The sequence below is a fragment of the Arthrobacter sp. SDR-2R genome (assembly GCF_057747955.1).
This window is the reverse complement of record NZ_CM173231.1, coordinates 4,318,986-4,333,683: the sequence shown is the minus strand read 5'-3', so window position 1 is coordinate 4,333,683 and position 14,698 is coordinate 4,318,986. Positions and strand designations below refer to the sequence as shown.

At 66.4% G+C, this 14,698-nt stretch carries 16 protein-coding genes and 1 pseudogene; 7 read left to right on the top strand and 10 right to left on the bottom strand.

Annotated features, from left to right (window positions below):
• Nucleotide 1 precedes the first annotated feature (1 nt).
• Nucleotides 2-685: a DedA family protein gene (locus tag AC3ANU_RS19970; protein ID WP_488315139.1), complete on the top strand. Its 684-nt coding sequence runs from the start codon at nt 2-4 to the stop codon at nt 683-685.
• Nucleotides 686-704: 19 nt separating this feature from the next.
• Here the strand turns inward: AC3ANU_RS19970 and AC3ANU_RS19965 are convergent, their stop codons facing one another.
• The 5 genes from AC3ANU_RS19965 to AC3ANU_RS19945 form a co-directional block, all read right to left on the bottom strand.
• Complete coding sequence (locus AC3ANU_RS19965) at nt 705-1,487, bottom strand: MerR family transcriptional regulator (protein ID WP_488315138.1); 783 nt, start codon at nt 1,485-1,487, stop codon at nt 705-707.
• Nucleotides 1,488-1,554: 67 nt separating this feature from the next.
• Nucleotides 1,555-1,884: a hypothetical protein gene (locus AC3ANU_RS19960; protein ID WP_478222415.1), complete on the bottom strand. Its 330-nt coding sequence runs from the start codon at nt 1,882-1,884 to the stop codon at nt 1,555-1,557.
• Nucleotides 1,885-2,033: 149 nt separating this feature from the next.
• On the bottom strand, nt 2,034-2,237 hold the full coding sequence (locus AC3ANU_RS19955) for a cold-shock protein (protein ID WP_009357211.1): 204 nt from the start codon (nt 2,235-2,237) through the stop codon (nt 2,034-2,036).
• Nucleotides 2,238-2,369: 132 nt separating this feature from the next.
• Nucleotides 2,370-2,996, bottom strand: a complete 627-nt coding sequence (locus AC3ANU_RS19950; RefSeq protein WP_134165188.1) for a response regulator transcription factor — start codon at nt 2,994-2,996, stop codon at nt 2,370-2,372.
• Nucleotides 2,993-4,222 carry a sensor histidine kinase gene (locus AC3ANU_RS19945; protein WP_488315137.1) on the bottom strand — a complete coding sequence of 410 codons (1,230 nt, stop codon included), beginning with the start codon at nt 4,220-4,222 and terminating at the stop codon, nt 2,993-2,995. Before AC3ANU_RS19945 ends, AC3ANU_RS19950 begins: the two co-directional genes overlap by 4 nt.
• 197 nt (nt 4,223-4,419) lie before the next feature.
• Between AC3ANU_RS19945 and AC3ANU_RS19940 the strand changes: the two genes are divergently transcribed.
• The gene (locus tag AC3ANU_RS19940) at nt 4,420-4,998 is read left to right on the top strand and encodes a GlcG/HbpS family heme-binding protein (protein WP_018771684.1); all 579 of its coding nucleotides are present in this window, start codon (nt 4,420-4,422) and stop codon (nt 4,996-4,998) included.
• A gap of 54 nt (nt 4,999-5,052) precedes the next feature.
• On the opposite strand, the gene AC3ANU_RS19935 is transcribed toward AC3ANU_RS19940, so the two are convergent.
• Genes AC3ANU_RS19935 through AC3ANU_RS19920 form a run of 4 tightly spaced genes read right to left on the bottom strand, consistent with a single transcriptional unit; the run spans nt 5,053 to nt 9,184 of the window.
• Nucleotides 5,053-6,246, bottom strand: a complete 1,194-nt coding sequence (locus AC3ANU_RS19935) for an acetyl-CoA acetyltransferase (protein WP_488315136.1) — start codon at nt 6,244-6,246, stop codon at nt 5,053-5,055.
• Nucleotides 6,243-6,932 (bottom strand): CoA transferase subunit B, encoded by a 690-nt coding sequence (locus AC3ANU_RS19930; RefSeq protein ID WP_134165185.1) that lies wholly within the window; start codon nt 6,930-6,932, stop codon nt 6,243-6,245. The genes AC3ANU_RS19935 and AC3ANU_RS19930 overlap by 4 nt, the downstream gene beginning before the upstream one ends.
• Nucleotides 6,933-6,964: 32 nt before the next feature.
• Nucleotides 6,965-8,422: a short-chain fatty acid transporter gene (locus AC3ANU_RS19925; protein WP_488315135.1), complete on the bottom strand. Its 1,458-nt coding sequence runs from the start codon at nt 8,420-8,422 to the stop codon at nt 6,965-6,967.
• Between the two features lie 45 nt (nt 8,423-8,467).
• Complete coding sequence (locus tag AC3ANU_RS19920; protein WP_134165184.1) at nt 8,468-9,184, bottom strand: CoA transferase subunit A; 717 nt, start codon at nt 9,182-9,184, stop codon at nt 8,468-8,470.
• A gap of 170 nt (nt 9,185-9,354) precedes the next feature.
• Between AC3ANU_RS19920 and AC3ANU_RS19915 the strand changes: the two genes are divergently transcribed.
• Nucleotides 9,355-10,143: an IclR family transcriptional regulator gene (locus tag AC3ANU_RS19915; protein ID WP_488315134.1), complete on the top strand. Its 789-nt coding sequence runs from the start codon at nt 9,355-9,357 to the stop codon at nt 10,141-10,143.
• A 114-nt stretch (nt 10,144-10,257) separates the two neighbouring features.
• Here the strand turns inward: AC3ANU_RS19915 and nadE are convergent, their stop codons facing one another.
• Nucleotides 10,258-11,112 carry an NAD(+) synthase gene (gene nadE / locus AC3ANU_RS19910; RefSeq protein WP_018772237.1) on the bottom strand — a complete coding sequence of 285 codons (855 nt, stop codon included), beginning with the start codon at nt 11,110-11,112 and terminating at the stop codon, nt 10,258-10,260.
• A 75-nt stretch (nt 11,113-11,187) separates the two neighbouring features.
• On the opposite strand from nadE, the pseudogene AC3ANU_RS19905 reads away from it, so the two are divergent.
• The 4 genes and pseudogenes from AC3ANU_RS19905 to AC3ANU_RS19890 form a co-directional block, all read left to right on the top strand.
• A pseudogene (locus AC3ANU_RS19905) lies at nt 11,188-12,399 on the top strand (FAD-dependent oxidoreductase); the annotation flags it as partial.
• Between the two features lie 96 nt (nt 12,400-12,495).
• Nucleotides 12,496-13,080 carry an orotate phosphoribosyltransferase gene (pyrE, locus tag AC3ANU_RS19900; RefSeq protein WP_196804802.1) on the top strand — a complete coding sequence of 195 codons (585 nt, stop codon included), beginning with the start codon at nt 12,496-12,498 and terminating at the stop codon, nt 13,078-13,080.
• 110 nt (nt 13,081-13,190) lie between these two features.
• A complete protein-coding gene (locus AC3ANU_RS19895; protein WP_056392235.1) occupies nt 13,191-13,964 on the top strand; it encodes a GAF and ANTAR domain-containing protein in 774 nt (257 codons plus the stop codon).
• 82 nt (nt 13,965-14,046) lie between these two features.
• The gene (locus AC3ANU_RS19890) at nt 14,047-14,667 is read left to right on the top strand and encodes a hypothetical protein (protein WP_026266219.1); all 621 of its coding nucleotides are present in this window, start codon (nt 14,047-14,049) and stop codon (nt 14,665-14,667) included.
• Nucleotides 14,668-14,698 lie beyond the last annotated feature (31 nt).

Below are 14,698 nucleotides of genomic sequence, written 5' to 3'. Positions count from 1 at the left end.
TATGTGGACAATCTTGACCGGTGCAGCCAGCCCAACTGAGGGACTCACCGGAATCGTCGGGTTTGCGGCGAGGGCCATCGACACTTTGGGGGAGTGGGGCGTGGGGGGCTTCACGCTCGCCGAAACCGTGGTGCCTCCCATCCCCAGCGAGGTGATCCTCCCCCTGGCGGGATATCTGGCCAAGCAGGGCTCCCTGAACCTTTTCCTCGTTTTTGCCACCAGCACCCTTGGCGCTTATCTGGGGGCGCTGTTCCTCTACTGGCTCGGCGCCAAGCTGGGGCTGGAGCGGTCCATCCGGTGGTTGTCCAAACTGCCCTTGGTGGACCGCGAAGACTTCGAACACGCGGCAGGATGGTTCCGCCGCCACGGCAGGTCATCCATCTTCTTCGGCCGCCTGTTGCCCGGCGTCCGCAGCCTCATTTCCCTTCCGGCGGGGGCGGCGGCCATGCCCTTTGCCACCTTCACCCTGTTCACCCTGGCCGGCAGCGGGCTGTGGAACGGCGCCCTCATCGGCCTGGGCTACCTGCTGGGCACCCAATACAGGCTGATCGAGGAGTACTCACGCTTCCTGAACTATGCCGTCTACGCCGCATTGGCCATTGCCGTAGTGCTGCTGGTGGTCCGGCGGACCCGGCGCGCCAAGACTGATCGGGCGGGCGCCAGCAGCTCCAAGACCAGCCGCTAGGCTGCCTTCCGCCTCTGCCCTACAGATACTTCTCCGCAAAACTGCGAAGGGCCGCCCGAACGAAGCCCGCCCCCTCCACTCCGCCGTAATTGGCGGCGAAGCGCGGGTCTTCCACGTACATGTCCGCCAGGCCCAGGACGTATCCCTTGATATTCCCGCTGTTTCCGGCGGCCGGAGTCCCGGGGATGGACCTCAGCCAGTCGACGTGCCGCGTTGCCAGTTCCCGGGCCTCGGGACCGTCCGCAGCAACGCCGGAGCGGGCGGCAGCCTTCCAGTCGTTGCCAAGGGTTTCCACTTTGGACATCCACTCCTGCTTTTCGTCCGACGCCATGCCGCGCCACCACGCGTCGGATTTTGCGTAGGCCTCCTTGCCCCACCGTTCCTCCACCTCATCCTTGAACTGGGTGTGGTCGAAGCCGTCGAACATGTCCTCTGCCATCAGTTGGCCTCCTGCCCTTACTGTTTCAATGGTTTGCCGCACGGATTGCATTTGCCGTGCCAGCCGCTGCTGCTCCTGTCCGAGCCACTCAAGATGTCGGGTGAGCGCGGTGACCGGGTCAGCCTGCTGGTGGAAGACCTCCGCGATGGCCGGCAGGCCCAGGCCCAGCTCCCGCAGCAGGAGAATGCGCTGCAGTTGGAGGAGGGCGGCGCCGTCGTAATAGCGGTAACCGTTGCTGCCCACCCTGCTGGGCTTCAGCAGGCCGATGTCATCGTAGTGGCGCAGCGTGCGGCTGGTGGTGCCGGCCATCCTGGCTACGTCCTGGATGGACCAGTCCGTGCCGGTGTCGGGGATGTCTTCCATGCTCCGAGCCTAGGGTTTGACGCTGCGTCAAGGTCAAGGTCAAGGTCAAGGTCAAGGTTTGGAATTGTCACCGCGCCTGCCGGCGGCGCCTGGCCTGGGCCACCAGCCGCGTGAAAGCGAAAACAAACACTGCCTCGATCACCAGCATGAGGCCGGCCAGCAGCCACAGCTGCCGGCTGATGAACACAATGCACCCGGTCAGGGCCAGGATGGTTCCCAGCGCCAGCGCGTAGACGGCAAAGCCGACCGCCACCCGGGCGCTGCGTACCCCGGTGCGGAAGCCGAAACCGTAGGGCTCCCCGCCGGGCTGGCCCGGCACGCGGTCCGGTGCAGCGGGCCCCAGAGCGTCAAACTCCTCCCACGGATCCTTGTCCCTGTCCTGGTCCTGTCCGGTCATGGATCAATTATCCCAAAAGGGGAAACCGGAGGACTGGCCCCGGGAACACGTGCCCCACAAAACCCCCACATAAAAGCAGCGGCCCCTCCAACCTGAGCTGGAGGGGCCGCTGGATGGGGTCCCGGCAGGTGCCGGAGGCCGCCGAAGACTTAGAGCGGGCGGATGTTCTCTGCCTGCGGGCCCTTGGGGCCCTGGGTCACATCGAATTCGACCTTCTGGTTCTCGTCCAGTGAGCGGTAGCCGCTGGTGGCGATTGCCGAGTAGTGGGCGAAAACGTCAGCGGACCCGTCATCGGGGGCAATGAAGCCAAAACCCTTTTCGGCGTTGAACCATTTAACTGTGCCTGTTGCCATGGCTGCATTCCTTCATGTGACTCTGATTCTCTCCCCGGGGAATCGTCCCGGAGTGCGCGGGAGTTAGTCCCCGCAGTCCCAAACGTACGGGGCACAGGGCCCGGGTGCAAGGGTAAGGGCCATAAACCGCGGTTACCGCATGCCCTCACGGCGTATCGCGGTGGCAATAGCGGCCGCCCGCGTATCCACTCCGAGCTTTGCGTAGATGTGCGCCAGGTGGGTTTTGACGGTGGCCTCGGAGATGAAAAGCCGCCGCCCGAGTTCCCTGTTACTGAGGCCTTCAGTGAGCAAACTGAGCAATTCTGCCTCCCGGGGGGTGAGGACTTCTTCGGGGTTGCGCAGCTGCTGGAACAACCGCGAAGCCACCGGCGGGCTCATCACGCTCCTGCCCTGAACCGCGCCGCGGATGGCGGCAAAGATTTCCTCCGGGGCGGCGTCCTTCAACAGGTAGCCCATGGCGCCGGAATCGACTGCGCGGACAATATCGGCATCCGAGTCGTAGGTGGTGAAAACCAGGATTGCCTGCCCGCTGTTGAGATCCCGGATCCGCCTGATGGCCTCGATTCCATCCATGCCAGGGCCCATGGCAAGGTCCATCACCACCACAGCCGGGAGGTGCGCATGCACCAGCTGCAACGCTTCCTCTCCCGAGGATGCCTCCGCCACAACCTCCAGGTCAGGCTGGGTTCCCAGCAACGCGCGCAGCCCGCTCCTGACCACAAGGTGGTCGTCCACCAACAGGACCGTGATGCTGCTCACGCGCCCTCCAACGGCAATTGCGCCGCCACGATGGTCCCCTCGCCGGGGGCACTTTGGATCGAGAATATGCCACCCAGCTGCTCCACCCGCTGCCGCATGGCCCGCAGGCCGTAACCTCCGGCCGTCGACGGCGGAGCTGCCGCCGCCGGATCAAAACCGGCGCCGTCGTCGTAGATGTCCAGGGTGACGGCGTCCGGCAGGAAGCCCACCGTCAGGGCAGCGACTGAAGCCGCAGCGTGCAGCGCGGTGTTGGAGGCCGCACTCTGCACCACCCGCAGCAGTGCGTGCCGGATGTCCGGTGAGACTTGCCTGGGGGCTCCTGTCACCACAAGGGTGACTTCCGGCAGGTATTGCCGGGCGGCCAGCAGCAGCGCTTCCGGCAGCGGCGTTGATTCCAGCCCGGGGGAAGCAAGCTCGTGGACCAGGCTCCGGGTTTCCGCCAGGTTGGTGCGGAGCAGGCTGGTGGCCTGGTGGAGATCCTGCTGCGCGGCGCCACTTGGCCAGCCACGCCCCGCGGCTTCGAGCAGGAGCAGGCTGCTGGCGAGCCCCTGGGTGACGGTGTCGTGGATTTCCCGGGACACCCGCTCCCGTTCGGCGATGGTGCCGGCACGGCGTTCACTGGCCGCCAGCTGGCCTTGGGCCTGGGTAACCTCCGCATGCAGGCGGCGCTGCTCCTCGGCGTCGTGCTGTATCCGGTCATAGATGAGCGTCAGCATGACGCCTACGGCCACAGGTCCCAACAGCATGGCAAGGTCCGTACCGTTGCCCAGCCGGAACAGGCCGGCCGCGGTTGCCAGGGTGATGCCGCCCGCCAGGACGTAGGACGCAGCACCGCGCAGGGCACTCCTGCACAGGAAGAAGAGGGCGAAGGAACACCAGGCGAAGCTCGGTGCTGCCACCACCAGGACCGCCCAGACAGCCACCAACGCGACCATCCACGGCGCGCTGTGCCGGTCCCGCAGCGAGAGCAGGGCCACGACGGCGTACAGCAGGCAGGCGGCGGCGGCGAGTCCCAGGACCAGGACGTTGTCGGAAGGGGAATGCCGCATGACATAGCGCACCACCGATGCCACCAGGAGCACCGCGAAGCCCAGATGGACGGCGGCCTCAATGCTGCCCAGGCGGCCCTTGGGGGTGGGCGGCACCGGACGGGACGCGCCCCCGGCGCCCCCGGCGGCAACGGCGGCCGCCGGGCCGGTGGCCGGGGTGGAATCTTTGGCAGGCATGCGGGATCCGGATCTCGTGGTGGGAAGCACTGCCTTCCATGCTAGGGCTCCACGCCTGCCGGGTTCCTCAGCCTTTTGGCTGATACGGCTGGCCTTTCGGGCCAGCTAGGGGCAGCCGAAGGCCCGATGCCACGCCAACCGCTGCCGAGAAGGATGGAAACCGGCAACAGCACACCTATCAACCCAAGGAACGCACCATGAAGAAATCCCACAAGGCACTCACAGCCGCCGCAGCCGCAGCAATCCTGGTCACGGCCGGAGCCACGGCAGCCGCCAACGCCGGCACCGGCCGCGTCAGCGGCACTGAAGCGCCCGCCGTCGTGCCCGCCGTTGACGTGCAGCCGGCGCCGGAGACTGTGGTGCAGCAGAACCGTATCTCCGCCACAGCCTCCGCCCAGGCCGTCGCCGCGGCACTCGCCAAGTGCCAGGCGGACAAACTGCCGTTCGTCACGGTGGCGCTCGTTGACCGCTTCGGCACCGTCCAGGCACTGCTGCGGGGAGACAATGCCGCGGCGCACACCATTGAGGCCGCCAAGGAAAAGGCCTACACCGCAGCAGCTTTCGGTACCCCCACCAGCGAGCTGGCCAAGCGCATCAATGGCAATGGCCCCTCGATCGCAGACTTGCCGGGCACCCTGTTCCTGGCAGGCGGAGTCCCGCTGAAGGTCAACGGCGTTTCCGTGGCCGGCATCGGTGTGGGCGGGGCGCCCGATGGTGCCCTTGACGAAGCGTGCGCCACTGCCGGCGCCGAGTCCATCGCAGGCACTGCGAAATAGGCTGCGGTCCGCCGTCGTGAAAGCAGCCCACGACGGCGGACCGGTCCCGGACAGCTACACGGCCTCCAGGATGCTGACGTAATTGGCGATGCCCACGCCACCCATGTTCTGCACGGCTGCCCTGCGCGGAGCCGGGAGCTGCATGTCGCCCGCGGTGCCCGTGAGCTGCATGGCCGCCAGGACGTGCTGGGACACGCCGGTGGCACCCACAGGGTGGCCTTTGGACTTGAGGCCTCCTGAGAGGTTTATGGGAAGTTTCCCGTCCTTGTAGACCAAGCCTTCCTGGAGCGCCCGGGCGCCCTGGCCGGGTTCGGTCAGGCCCATGGCCTCGTACATGAGCAGTTCAGCGATGGTGAAGCAGTCATGGACTTCGGCCAGGTCCAGGTCCTCAATCCCGACGCCGGCCATCGCCAGGGCACGCTGCCAGGACACCCGCGTGGCTTCGAACGCCGTCGGGTCCCTGCGCGCCGCGGGGAAGAAGTCGTTGGCCTGGCCAAAGCCGGCGAGCCGTACCGGTGCCGTGAGGCCTCCGGTTGGCGAAGTGGACAGCACGACGGCGGCGGCACCGTCGGACACGGGGGAACAGTCGGTCCGGCGCAGGGGATCGGCCACCATCGGGTTCTTGTCCGAGACGGTTTGGCAGAACTCCTCACCGAGGTCCTTGCGGAGCTGGGCGTACGGGTTGCCCACGCCGTTGCGGTGGTTCTTGGCCGCGATGGTACCCAGGATGTCGCCCAGCTTCCCGTCAGCGTCGTAGCGTTTGGCGTAGTGCCTGGCCACTTCCGCGAAGAGTCCGGTGAACCCGGTGGTGGAGGGCTTGCCGGCCATGTCGTAGTCGGCGCCCAGCAGCCCGGCGCCCACCACATCAGCTCCCGCGTGGGTCATCTTTTCGGCGCCGATCACCAGGACCGTTTTGGCGGTTCCGGCGAGCAGTGCCTTGGTGCCCTGCTGGAAGGCCGCCGAGCCCGAGGCGCACGCGTTCTCCACGCGGGTGGACGGGACGTTGGCCAGGTCCGGTGACACCTGCAGCGCCAGGGAGGATGGAAACGCCAGCGGCATCATGCCGGAGTTGAACTGTCCCACGTAGATTTCATCGATCCGGGCCGGCTCAATCCCTGCGCTGCTGATGGCGTCCGTGGCCACCTGGACGATGAGGGATTCCAGAGTGTCGTCGGTGAGCTTCCCGAACCTGCTGTGACCCCAGCCGGTGATCAGGACATCCTTGCCGAACTGCTTTTTGAGGCTCATGCCGAGGCTCCTTCCAAGGTGGTGGCTGGATCGAGGGAGGGGGCGACCTCAAAGCCGGCTTCGGTCTTCTCCCGGATGTCCTCCACGGTGACCCCCGGTGCCAGCCTGGTCAGCGTGAGCTGCCGCCCGCCGTCGTCCTTTTTGTGAAGGTCGAAGACGGCGAGGTCGCTGATGATCCGGTCCACGCAGCTGAGCCCGGTCAGCGGCAGCGTGCATTCGCGGACGATTTTGGCGGTGCCGTCCTTGGCGTTGTGTTCGGTGAGGACCACCACGCGCGGTGTTCCTGCCACCAGATCCATGGCACCTCCCATGCCTTTGACCATCTTCCCGGGGATGGTCCAGTTGGCCAGGTCGCCGTTGCCGGAGACCTGCATGGCGCCCAGGATGGCCACCTTGACGTGCCCGCCCCGGATCATGCCGAACGAGGTGGCGGAGTCGAAGATGCTGCCGCCCGGCAGGACCGTGACGGTCTGCTTGCCGGCGTTGATGAGGTCGGCGTCCTCCTCGCCCTCGTACGGGAACGGGCCCATGCCCAGCAGCCCGTTCTCGCTCTGCAGCACCACCCGCACGCCCTCGGGCAGGTTGTTCGCCACCAGCGTGGGGATGCCGATCCCCAGGTTTACGTAGTCGCCGTCGTTCAGTTCCTCGGCCGCAATCGCAGCCATTTCATCCCTGGTCCATCCCATGGGTTTTCTCCTTTGGTCGTCTTGGCTGTAATTCAGTTGGGTATTACCGGCGGCACGAACTCGAACGTCATTCCCAGCAGCCAGGCGAGCAGCAGGACCACCGGCAGGTGGAACAGGAACTGCTGGAACGTGAAGCCCACCAGGTCCCGGGCGCGCAGGCCCAAGACGGCCAGCAGCGGCAGCATGAAGAACGGGTTGATGAGGTTGGGCAGGGCCTCGGCCATGTTGTAGATCTGCACGGTCCAGCCGAGGTTCATGTTCACGTCGGTGGCGGACTGCATGACGTATGGTGCCTCCACCAGCCACTTTCCGCCGCCGGACGGAACGAACATGCCAAGGAGTGCCGTGTAGATGGCGATGATGACCGCGAACGCCCCGTTGCCGCCGATGCTGGTGAAGAAATGGGCCAGATGCTCCGACACCGAGAGGCCGCCCGCGCCGGTGGCCTTGGTCAGGATGGCCGCCATCGCGGCATAGAGCGGGAACTGGACCAAAATGCCTGCGGTTGCGGGCACGGCCTTGGTCACGGACTGGAGGAATTTGCGCGGGGTTCCGTGCAGCACAAGCCCCAGCATCAGGAAGACCAGCAGGTAGCCGTTCAGTGAACTGACCACGCTGAGGATGGGCAGGGTCAGGAGTTGGGACACCAGCCACCCCAGCGTCAGAACCCCGGCCAGGACGGGGAGGACCCTGCTGTATTCGAGCCACTCGCCGGGGCGCGACTTTTCGGCCGGCGGTTCGGGCTGGTCATCAAGGTCGACGCCGAGGTCGGCCGCGGTTTTGACGGCGCCGCCCGTGGGGGCGGAGAAGTGGGCAATGACGGTGGTCAGCAGCATCAGGATGACCAGGGTCAGCAGGGACTGCCAGGTGAAGATGGTGGTGCCGAAGTCCAGGACGCCGGTGATCTTCAGCAGCGCCGGGGGAATGGAGGCCTTTGTGGCCTGGAGCTGGGCCGCGGAGGAAGACATGCCCAACGCCCAGACGGCGCCCAGCCCCATGAAGGCCGCTGCCCCGAGCGCCCGGTAGTCGACGTGCAGATCCGCCCGGCGGGCCACGGCACGCGCCAGGAGGCCGCCGAAGATCAGGCTCAAACCCCAGTTCACGAACGACACCGACATGGACATCACGGCAACGAAGCTGACGGCGGCGCGCGCGAAGTTTGGCACCTGCGCCAGCCGGTCAATCAACCGGGCCACGGGCGGTGATGTGGCCACCACGTAGCCGGTCAGCACCACCATGGCCATCTGCAAAGTGAAGGCGGTGAGGTCCCAGAAGCCGTTTCCGAAGGAGTCCACCACTGCCTTGGGGGAGGCGCCGATGGCGAGTGCTGCGATGGCCACCAGCAGCACGCCTGCCAGGGCGAAGATGTAAGCGTCCGGGAACCACTTCTGCGTCCATCCGGCCAGCTTTTCAGCCATCAGGGCCAAGCCCTTCTGGCGGACGTCCGGCTGGTCGAGCTGGCTGGTGGCCATGGCGGTGTTTCTCTCCATTGAGTGATGTTCTTCCGTTGTTGGGGTGGCGGCGTCGGAGGCCGGTCAGGCGGAGACGAGGCCGGCGCGCTGCCGGACGGTCCGCTGCTCGATGTCCTTGACCCGGTCCGACGCCTGCACCAGCCGCTGGACGAAGACGCCGGGGGTCGCAACGTGGTTCGGGTCCAGCCGGCCGGGCTCCACGATCACTTCCGCCTCGGCGATGGTCAGTGTGCCGGCTGTGGCCACTACGGGGTTGAAGTTCCGGGCCGTGTAGCGGTAGATGAGGTTGCCGTCCGTGTCAGCGGTGTGGGCACGGACAAGCGCGACGTCGGCCCGGATGGCCCGCTCCTGGACGTACGTTTCGCCGTCGAACACCTCGTGCGGTTTGCCTTCGGCAACCAGGGTGCCCACGCCGGTTTTGGTGTAGAAGGCAGGGATGCCGGCGCCGCCGGCGCGAAGCCGCTCGGCCAGGGTGCCCTGCGGAGTGAATTCCACCTCCAGCCTGCCGGCAAGGTACTGCTCGGCAAACAGCTTGTTCTCGCCGACGTAGGACGCGATGACCTTGCGGACCTGGCCCGCCTCGATCAGGATGCCCAGCCCCTTGCCGTCCACGCCCATGTTGTTGGACACCACGGTGAGGTCCCGGACGCCGGAATCACGCACAGCTTCGATCAGGTCGGCCGGAATGCCGCTCAGGCCAAATCCTCCTACGGCGAGGGTGATGCCGTCCTGCAGGGCCCCTTCCAGGGCGCTGGCGGCGGAAGCCTGGAGTTTCTTCATGTCGTCTCCTCGTTGAGCACGGCGGTGTCCACTAAGTGGATGCCGGGGATCTGAGTCTGGAGACTACGGGCGCAGGATTGCGCCTGTCAAGGACCACGGCGTGGCCTATTTACAGTGTGGACAGTAGGATGGCGTGTATCCATATTGTGGACATTAGGAGGGTTACGACCATGCAGGTGCAGGGCGCACAGGTGGTGACGCGGATCGCCGGCCTGCTGCGGCTGGTGGGCAGGAGCTCGGAGGGAATGCCCCTGGTGGACCTCGTGCGGGAATCCGGCCTTACCCGTCCCACGGTCCACAGGCTCCTGACGTCCCTGGCCGCGGAAGGCCTGCTGGACCATGATCCCGTGACGGGGAACTGGGTGCTGGGCCCCGAGATCCTCCTGATGGGCTCGGTGGCTTCGGCGCGGTTTCCCCTGGAGGACATCGCCCGGCCCAGCCTCCGCCGGCTGGCGCAGGCCACGGGCGAGAGCGCCTTCTTCTCCATCCGCCGCGGCGCCGGGACGGTCTGCCTGCTGCGTGAGGAAGGCAGCTTCCCGGTCCGCTCCTTCGTCCTGCACGAGGGTGTCCGGTTCCCCCTTGGCGTCGCGTCGGCCGGGACGGCCATCATGGCCTTCCTGCCGGAAAGCGAGCAGGAGGAAATGCTGGGGCGCTGGAGCGAACACGCGGGCGAGTTCGCCGGGAACCATACTCCCGAAGTGGTGCGCAAGAACCTGGCCCGCACCCGGCTGGCCGGCTATTCGGTGAACCCCGGCCTGGTCCTGGAGGGAAGCTGGGGGATGGGCGCGGCGGTGTTTGACCGCTCCGGGAAACCGGCTTGGGCATTGTCGTTGACGGGCATCGAACCACGCTTCAAGCCGGAACGGCAGGAGGAACTCGGCGGCCTCCTGATGGCGGAGGCGCACCGAATTACGCAGCAGCTTGGCGTGGGCGGCGGCGCCGGGCGGCGGCCCCGCTGAGCCTCCCCGGCTCTGGCCGCGAACGACGACGGCGGGCGGCACCTTCCGGTGCCGCCCGCCGTCGTTCTCCCCGAAGACGTGCTCCCCAAAGGTGGGGAAGTCCGGCGAGGCTGCCTAGAGGCCCACGCGGGGCTCCTCGGGGCCCTGGTCCTTCCACCACGTGTCAAAGATGGTGACCGGCACGGTGCGCTTGTGGCGGGTCCGGAGGTACTTCTGTTCGATGGAGTCGGCAACGGCGTCCGGAACCTCGCGGCCTTCGAGGTAGTCGTCGATCTGGTCGTAGCTGAGGCCCAGTTCGTCCTCATCGGTTCGGCCTGGCCGGTCATCGAGCAGGTCGGCGGTGGGTACCTTCTCCCAGACGCGCGCCGGCGCTCCAAGTTCAGCCAGCAGGGCGCGGTTCTGCCGCTTGTTGAGGCCGAACAGGGGCAGGATGTCCGCGCCGCCGTCGCCGTACTTGGTGAAGAAGCCGGTGACGGACTCGGCGCCGTGGTCGGTGCCAACCACCAGGTAGTTGTGCTCGCCCGCCAGCGCATACTGGGCGATCATCCGGGTGCGGGCCTTGGTGTTGCCCTTGTGGAAATCGGAGATCTCCGAGCCCACGGTCTTTTCGAACTCGTCTTCAAAACCGTCCACGGCGGCGGAGATGTTGAACGTCCATTCCGTCTTGGCCTTGATGAAGTCCAGGGCTGCCTGGGCATCTTCCTCGTCGTGCTGCACTCCGTAGGGAAGGCGGACGGCCACGAAATTGGCTTCCACGCCTTCGGCCTCAAGCTCATCCACCGCCAGTTGCGCAAGCTTGCCCGCCAGGGATGAATCCAGGCCACCGGAAATGCCCAGGACAAAGCCCTTGGTGTGGGTTGCCTTCAGGTATTCCTTGAGGAACGTGACGCGTTTGCGTACCTCCCCCGCGGGATCGATCCGGGGCTGAACGCCCATTTCTTCAATGATTTTGGCCTGGAGTTCGCGCATGTTGTCCAGCCTAGCCAGCACTGTCAACAACCCTCAACTGTTCCGGGCGGCCCCTGCGCGGCGTAGCGTAACTGCATGGAGCGGACAGGGTGTGCCGTGGTGGGCGGAGGCCCCGCGGGAATGATGCTGGGACTGCTGCTGGCCCGGGCCGGAGTGCAGGTGACCGTCCTGGAGAAGCACCGCGACTTCCTGCGCGACTTCCGCGGCGACACGGTGCATGCCTCCACCATCCGCCTGATCGACGAACTTGGCCTGGGCGCGGGATTCCGCAGCCTGCCCCAAAGCAGGCTGAACAACGTGGCTGTTCCGGTCCCCGGCGCCGGCCTGGTCACCCTGGCGGCCTTCGACTCTTTGAAGCCCCCGTACAACTACGTGGCCATGATGCCGCAGTGGGACTTCCTGGATTTCCTCGCCTCGGCGGCCGCTGCGGAACCGACGTTCAGCCTGCTTATGGAGAGCGAGGCCACCGGCCTGGAGTTCGACGGCGGCCGCGTCACCGGAGTGCGCTACAGGGCCACGGGCGGGGCCGGGCCGGGGGCGGAACACGTGCTGCATGCAGATGTGGTGGTGGCCGCGGACGGGCGCCATTCAGTGCTGCGGGAGGCGGCGGGAATGCGCACCAGGGAGTACCCGGTGCCGTTCGACACCTGGTGGTTCAGGCTCCCGCGCCACGCTTCCGAGCAGGGCGAAGTGGCGGGTGTGGTGCCGTCGCTGGGTGACGGGGACGCCATGATTGCCCTGAACCGCACCGACTACTACCAGCTGGGGTACCTCGCCCCCAAGGGCTCGGATGCCGGGATCAGGGCCGGCGGCGTGGAACGGTTCCGGCAGCGCGTGGCGGCACTTCGTCCGGATCTCGCCGACCGCGTCGACTCCATTCGCAGCCTGGACGACCTTCACTGGCTGGACGTTAAGCTGAACCGCCTGCAGCGCTGGTACACCGACGGATTCCTGTGCATCGGGGATGCAGCCCACGCGATGTCACCGGCCGGCGGCGTAGGCATCAACCTGGCCATCCAGGATGCAGTGGCGGCCGCCGAACGGTTGGCCCCGGACCTGCGGCGGGGCCACGTGCCGGCCAGGACCCTCGCGGCAATCCAGCGCCGCCGGCGCATGCCTACAGTGGTGGTCCAAACCGTGCAGCGCATCCTGCACAGGGTGGTTTTTGTTCCGCTCTTCGCCGGGAGATTGTCCGGGGCGACCCTGGCCGGGGATGGTGCCCGGACTACGCTCTCCATCACGCGGTTGGTCTTCTTCATCCTGCGCCACAACCCCGTGGTCAGGCGTGTCCTGCCGCGCGTCATCGCCTTCGGGCCCCGCCCCGAGCACGCGCCAGGCTTTGCCCGCCCACTCACCGTCCGCCCACCCACTAAACTTGAGCCCATGACTTCGCCCTCTGACACTGCGGTAGACACCGCAGCTGCCCGCGCCCGCCTGCTCGAACTCATCAAGGAACTCGCCGTGGTCCGCGGCAAGGTGATCCTCTCGAGTGGGGCCGAGGCTGACTACTACATCGACCTCCGCCGCATCACCCTGCACCACGAGGCCTCCAAGCTGGTGGGCCAGGTCATGCTCGCCCTGGCGGACGACGCCGGGATCGACTTTGAGTGCGCCGGCGGCCTCACCATGGGTGCTGACCCGGTGGGCACTGCAGTGATGCACGCTGCCGCTGATGCCGGCCGTGCCGTGGATGCTTTCGTGGTCCGCAAGGCCCAGAAGTCCTACGGCATGGGCCGCCAGGTGGAGGGCCCCTCCGTTGAAGGCCGCAAGGTGCTGGTCCTGGAGGACACCTCCACCACGGGCGGTTCCGCGCTGACGGCAGTGGAAGGCGTCCGGAAGGCCGGCGGCAACGTGGTTGCGGTGGCAGTGATCGTGGACCGTGACACCGGTGCCAAGGAAAAAATCGAAGCCGAGACCGGCGTTCCATACCTGTTTGCGTTCAGCAAGGACGAGCTGGGGCTGTCCTAGGTCCTGCTGCGGACCCGGGAAATCGCCTGGGAACAAGTATGCTGGCCGTTGGCCGGGCTGTTGGCGCTGCTTTATGATGTCCTTTAACACTTTTCAGTTGCTTGGAGATCATGCATTTGCTCCCCCCAGAACAGCCTTTGAGCGCAACCGACCAGGTCCAGAACCTCATCCTGGAAAGCGCTGATTTTGAGGACTTCCTCAACGAACTGGCCCGTTTCTCCGCCCACCAGATGGCAGGCGACGGTGACGACGCCCTGTGTGGCATCACCCTGCTCCGTGACCGCAAGGCGGCCACCATCGGGTGGAGCAGCGATTCGGCGCGGGAAGTGGACGAAATCCAGTACTCCTTGTCTCAGGGCCCCTGCCTGACTGCTGCGGAGGAGGAACGCGAAGTCCACGTTCCCGATCTGCTGGAGGAGAACCGGTGGGGTCCCGATTACGCAACGGCCGTTGCCGCCCATGGCCTGCGTTCGGTGCTTTCCCTCCCGTTCACCCTGCAGGGCGAGGCCAAGGCGGCCCTGAACCTCTATTCCGATGTTCCCCGGAAGTTCGAAGGACGGGCCACGGCAAGGGCCCGGGACTTCACCCGTGAAATTTCGCAGGCCCTGCGCCTTGCCGTCCGGTTCTCCCTGCATGCGGACAGCGCGTCGAACCTCCGGGCCACGCTGGAGTCCCGCACCATCATCGACATCGCCGTGGGCATTGTCATGGCCCAGAACCGCTGCAGCCAGGCGGCTGCCGTCGAAATCCTCACCGAGGCATCCAGCAACAGCAACACCAAGCTGCGGGACATCGCCAAGTCCCTGGTGGACTCAGTGGGCGGAGCCGGTGCCCGGACGCACTATGAGGAGCCGGGAAAGGTAATCCGCGCGGCCCGTTCCTAAGGGTTGGGTTGTGCAGGGGCTCCCGCGGAGGTTAGGCTTGCGGAGGTTGAGCCGTCGGCCATAGACCTCTTTTGGAGTACCTATGGACCGAGCATTAGACGCAGTTGTTAATTTTGATGTCCCTGCAGACATCGTCCGGATTGAAGTCCGGGGGAGCCTTGACAGCGGTTCCCGCCCCCACCTGGTCCACATCATCCGCCGTGTCCGGCGAATGGGCATCCGCTGCCATATTTGCGTTGACCTCTCAATGGCGGACCTGGTGGAGTCAACCGCGCTGGCCGGCCTGCGCAGCGACCTGAATGCGCTGGATGCCAACGCGCTGCCGGGAGCCTGTGGTGCAGGCGTTTCCCTGCAGCTGGTACCCGCTGCCCACAATGCTTCCTTGAACCGGCCATCCGGCGAGCAGCCACTTCCCCTGGACGGCGACGTCCGTGAGCTGTTCCCCGGAGGCCGCTTCGCCGGGGAGTATCCACACCTTCCTGTCATGTGGATCGAGGAGTTGTACGGGCCGCCCCTTACGGAATACTCCAACGAGGAGCTCCTTGCGGCCAGTGACGCGCTCTTCGCGCTGCTCGACAATCCAAACACCCAGGACAGTGCCGACCTGCTGGGCCGCTACAACGACATCGGCCTGGAGATCCATCGCCGCCGGCAGGAACCCACGTCCCCAATCCCCGCCGCGGAGGGCCAGGCCGCCTGCTGACCCCAGCGTCACCGAACGGTTACCCCCGCCC

Excerpts from the sequence above, each read along its gene's own strand:
- AC3ANU_RS19970 (WP_488315139.1), top strand. The coding sequence starts at position 2 with ATGTGGACAATCTTGACCGGTGCAGCCAGCCCAACTGAGGGACTCACC.
- AC3ANU_RS19965 (WP_488315138.1), bottom strand. The coding sequence starts at position 1,487 with ATGGAAGACATCCCCGACACCGGCACGGACTGGTCCATCCAGGACGTA.
- AC3ANU_RS19960 (WP_478222415.1), bottom strand. The coding sequence starts at position 1,884 with ATGACCGGACAGGACCAGGACAGGGACAAGGATCCGTGGGAGGAGTTT.
- AC3ANU_RS19955 (WP_009357211.1), bottom strand. The coding sequence starts at position 2,237 with ATGGCAACAGGCACAGTTAAATGGTTCAACGCCGAAAAGGGTTTTGGC.
- AC3ANU_RS19945 (WP_488315137.1), bottom strand. The coding sequence starts at position 4,222 with ATGCCTGCCAAAGATTCCACCCCGGCCACCGGCCCGGCGGCCGCCGTT.
- AC3ANU_RS19940 (WP_018771684.1), top strand. The coding sequence starts at position 4,420 with ATGAAGAAATCCCACAAGGCACTCACAGCCGCCGCAGCCGCAGCAATC.
- AC3ANU_RS19935 (WP_488315136.1), bottom strand. The coding sequence starts at position 6,246 with ATGAGCCTCAAAAAGCAGTTCGGCAAGGATGTCCTGATCACCGGCTGG.
- AC3ANU_RS19930 (WP_134165185.1), bottom strand. The coding sequence starts at position 6,932 with ATGGGATGGACCAGGGATGAAATGGCTGCGATTGCGGCCGAGGAACTG.
- AC3ANU_RS19925 (WP_488315135.1), bottom strand. The coding sequence starts at position 8,422 with ATGGAGAGAAACACCGCCATGGCCACCAGCCAGCTCGACCAGCCGGAC.
- AC3ANU_RS19920 (WP_134165184.1), bottom strand. The coding sequence starts at position 9,184 with ATGAAGAAACTCCAGGCTTCCGCCGCCAGCGCCCTGGAAGGGGCCCTG.
- AC3ANU_RS19915 (WP_488315134.1), top strand. The coding sequence starts at position 9,355 with ATGCAGGTGCAGGGCGCACAGGTGGTGACGCGGATCGCCGGCCTGCTG.
- nadE (WP_018772237.1), bottom strand. The coding sequence starts at position 11,112 with ATGCGCGAACTCCAGGCCAAAATCATTGAAGAAATGGGCGTTCAGCCC.
- pyrE (WP_196804802.1), top strand. The coding sequence starts at position 12,496 with ATGACTTCGCCCTCTGACACTGCGGTAGACACCGCAGCTGCCCGCGCC.
- AC3ANU_RS19895 (WP_056392235.1), top strand. The coding sequence starts at position 13,191 with ATGCATTTGCTCCCCCCAGAACAGCCTTTGAGCGCAACCGACCAGGTC.
- AC3ANU_RS19890 (WP_026266219.1), top strand. The coding sequence starts at position 14,047 with ATGGACCGAGCATTAGACGCAGTTGTTAATTTTGATGTCCCTGCAGAC.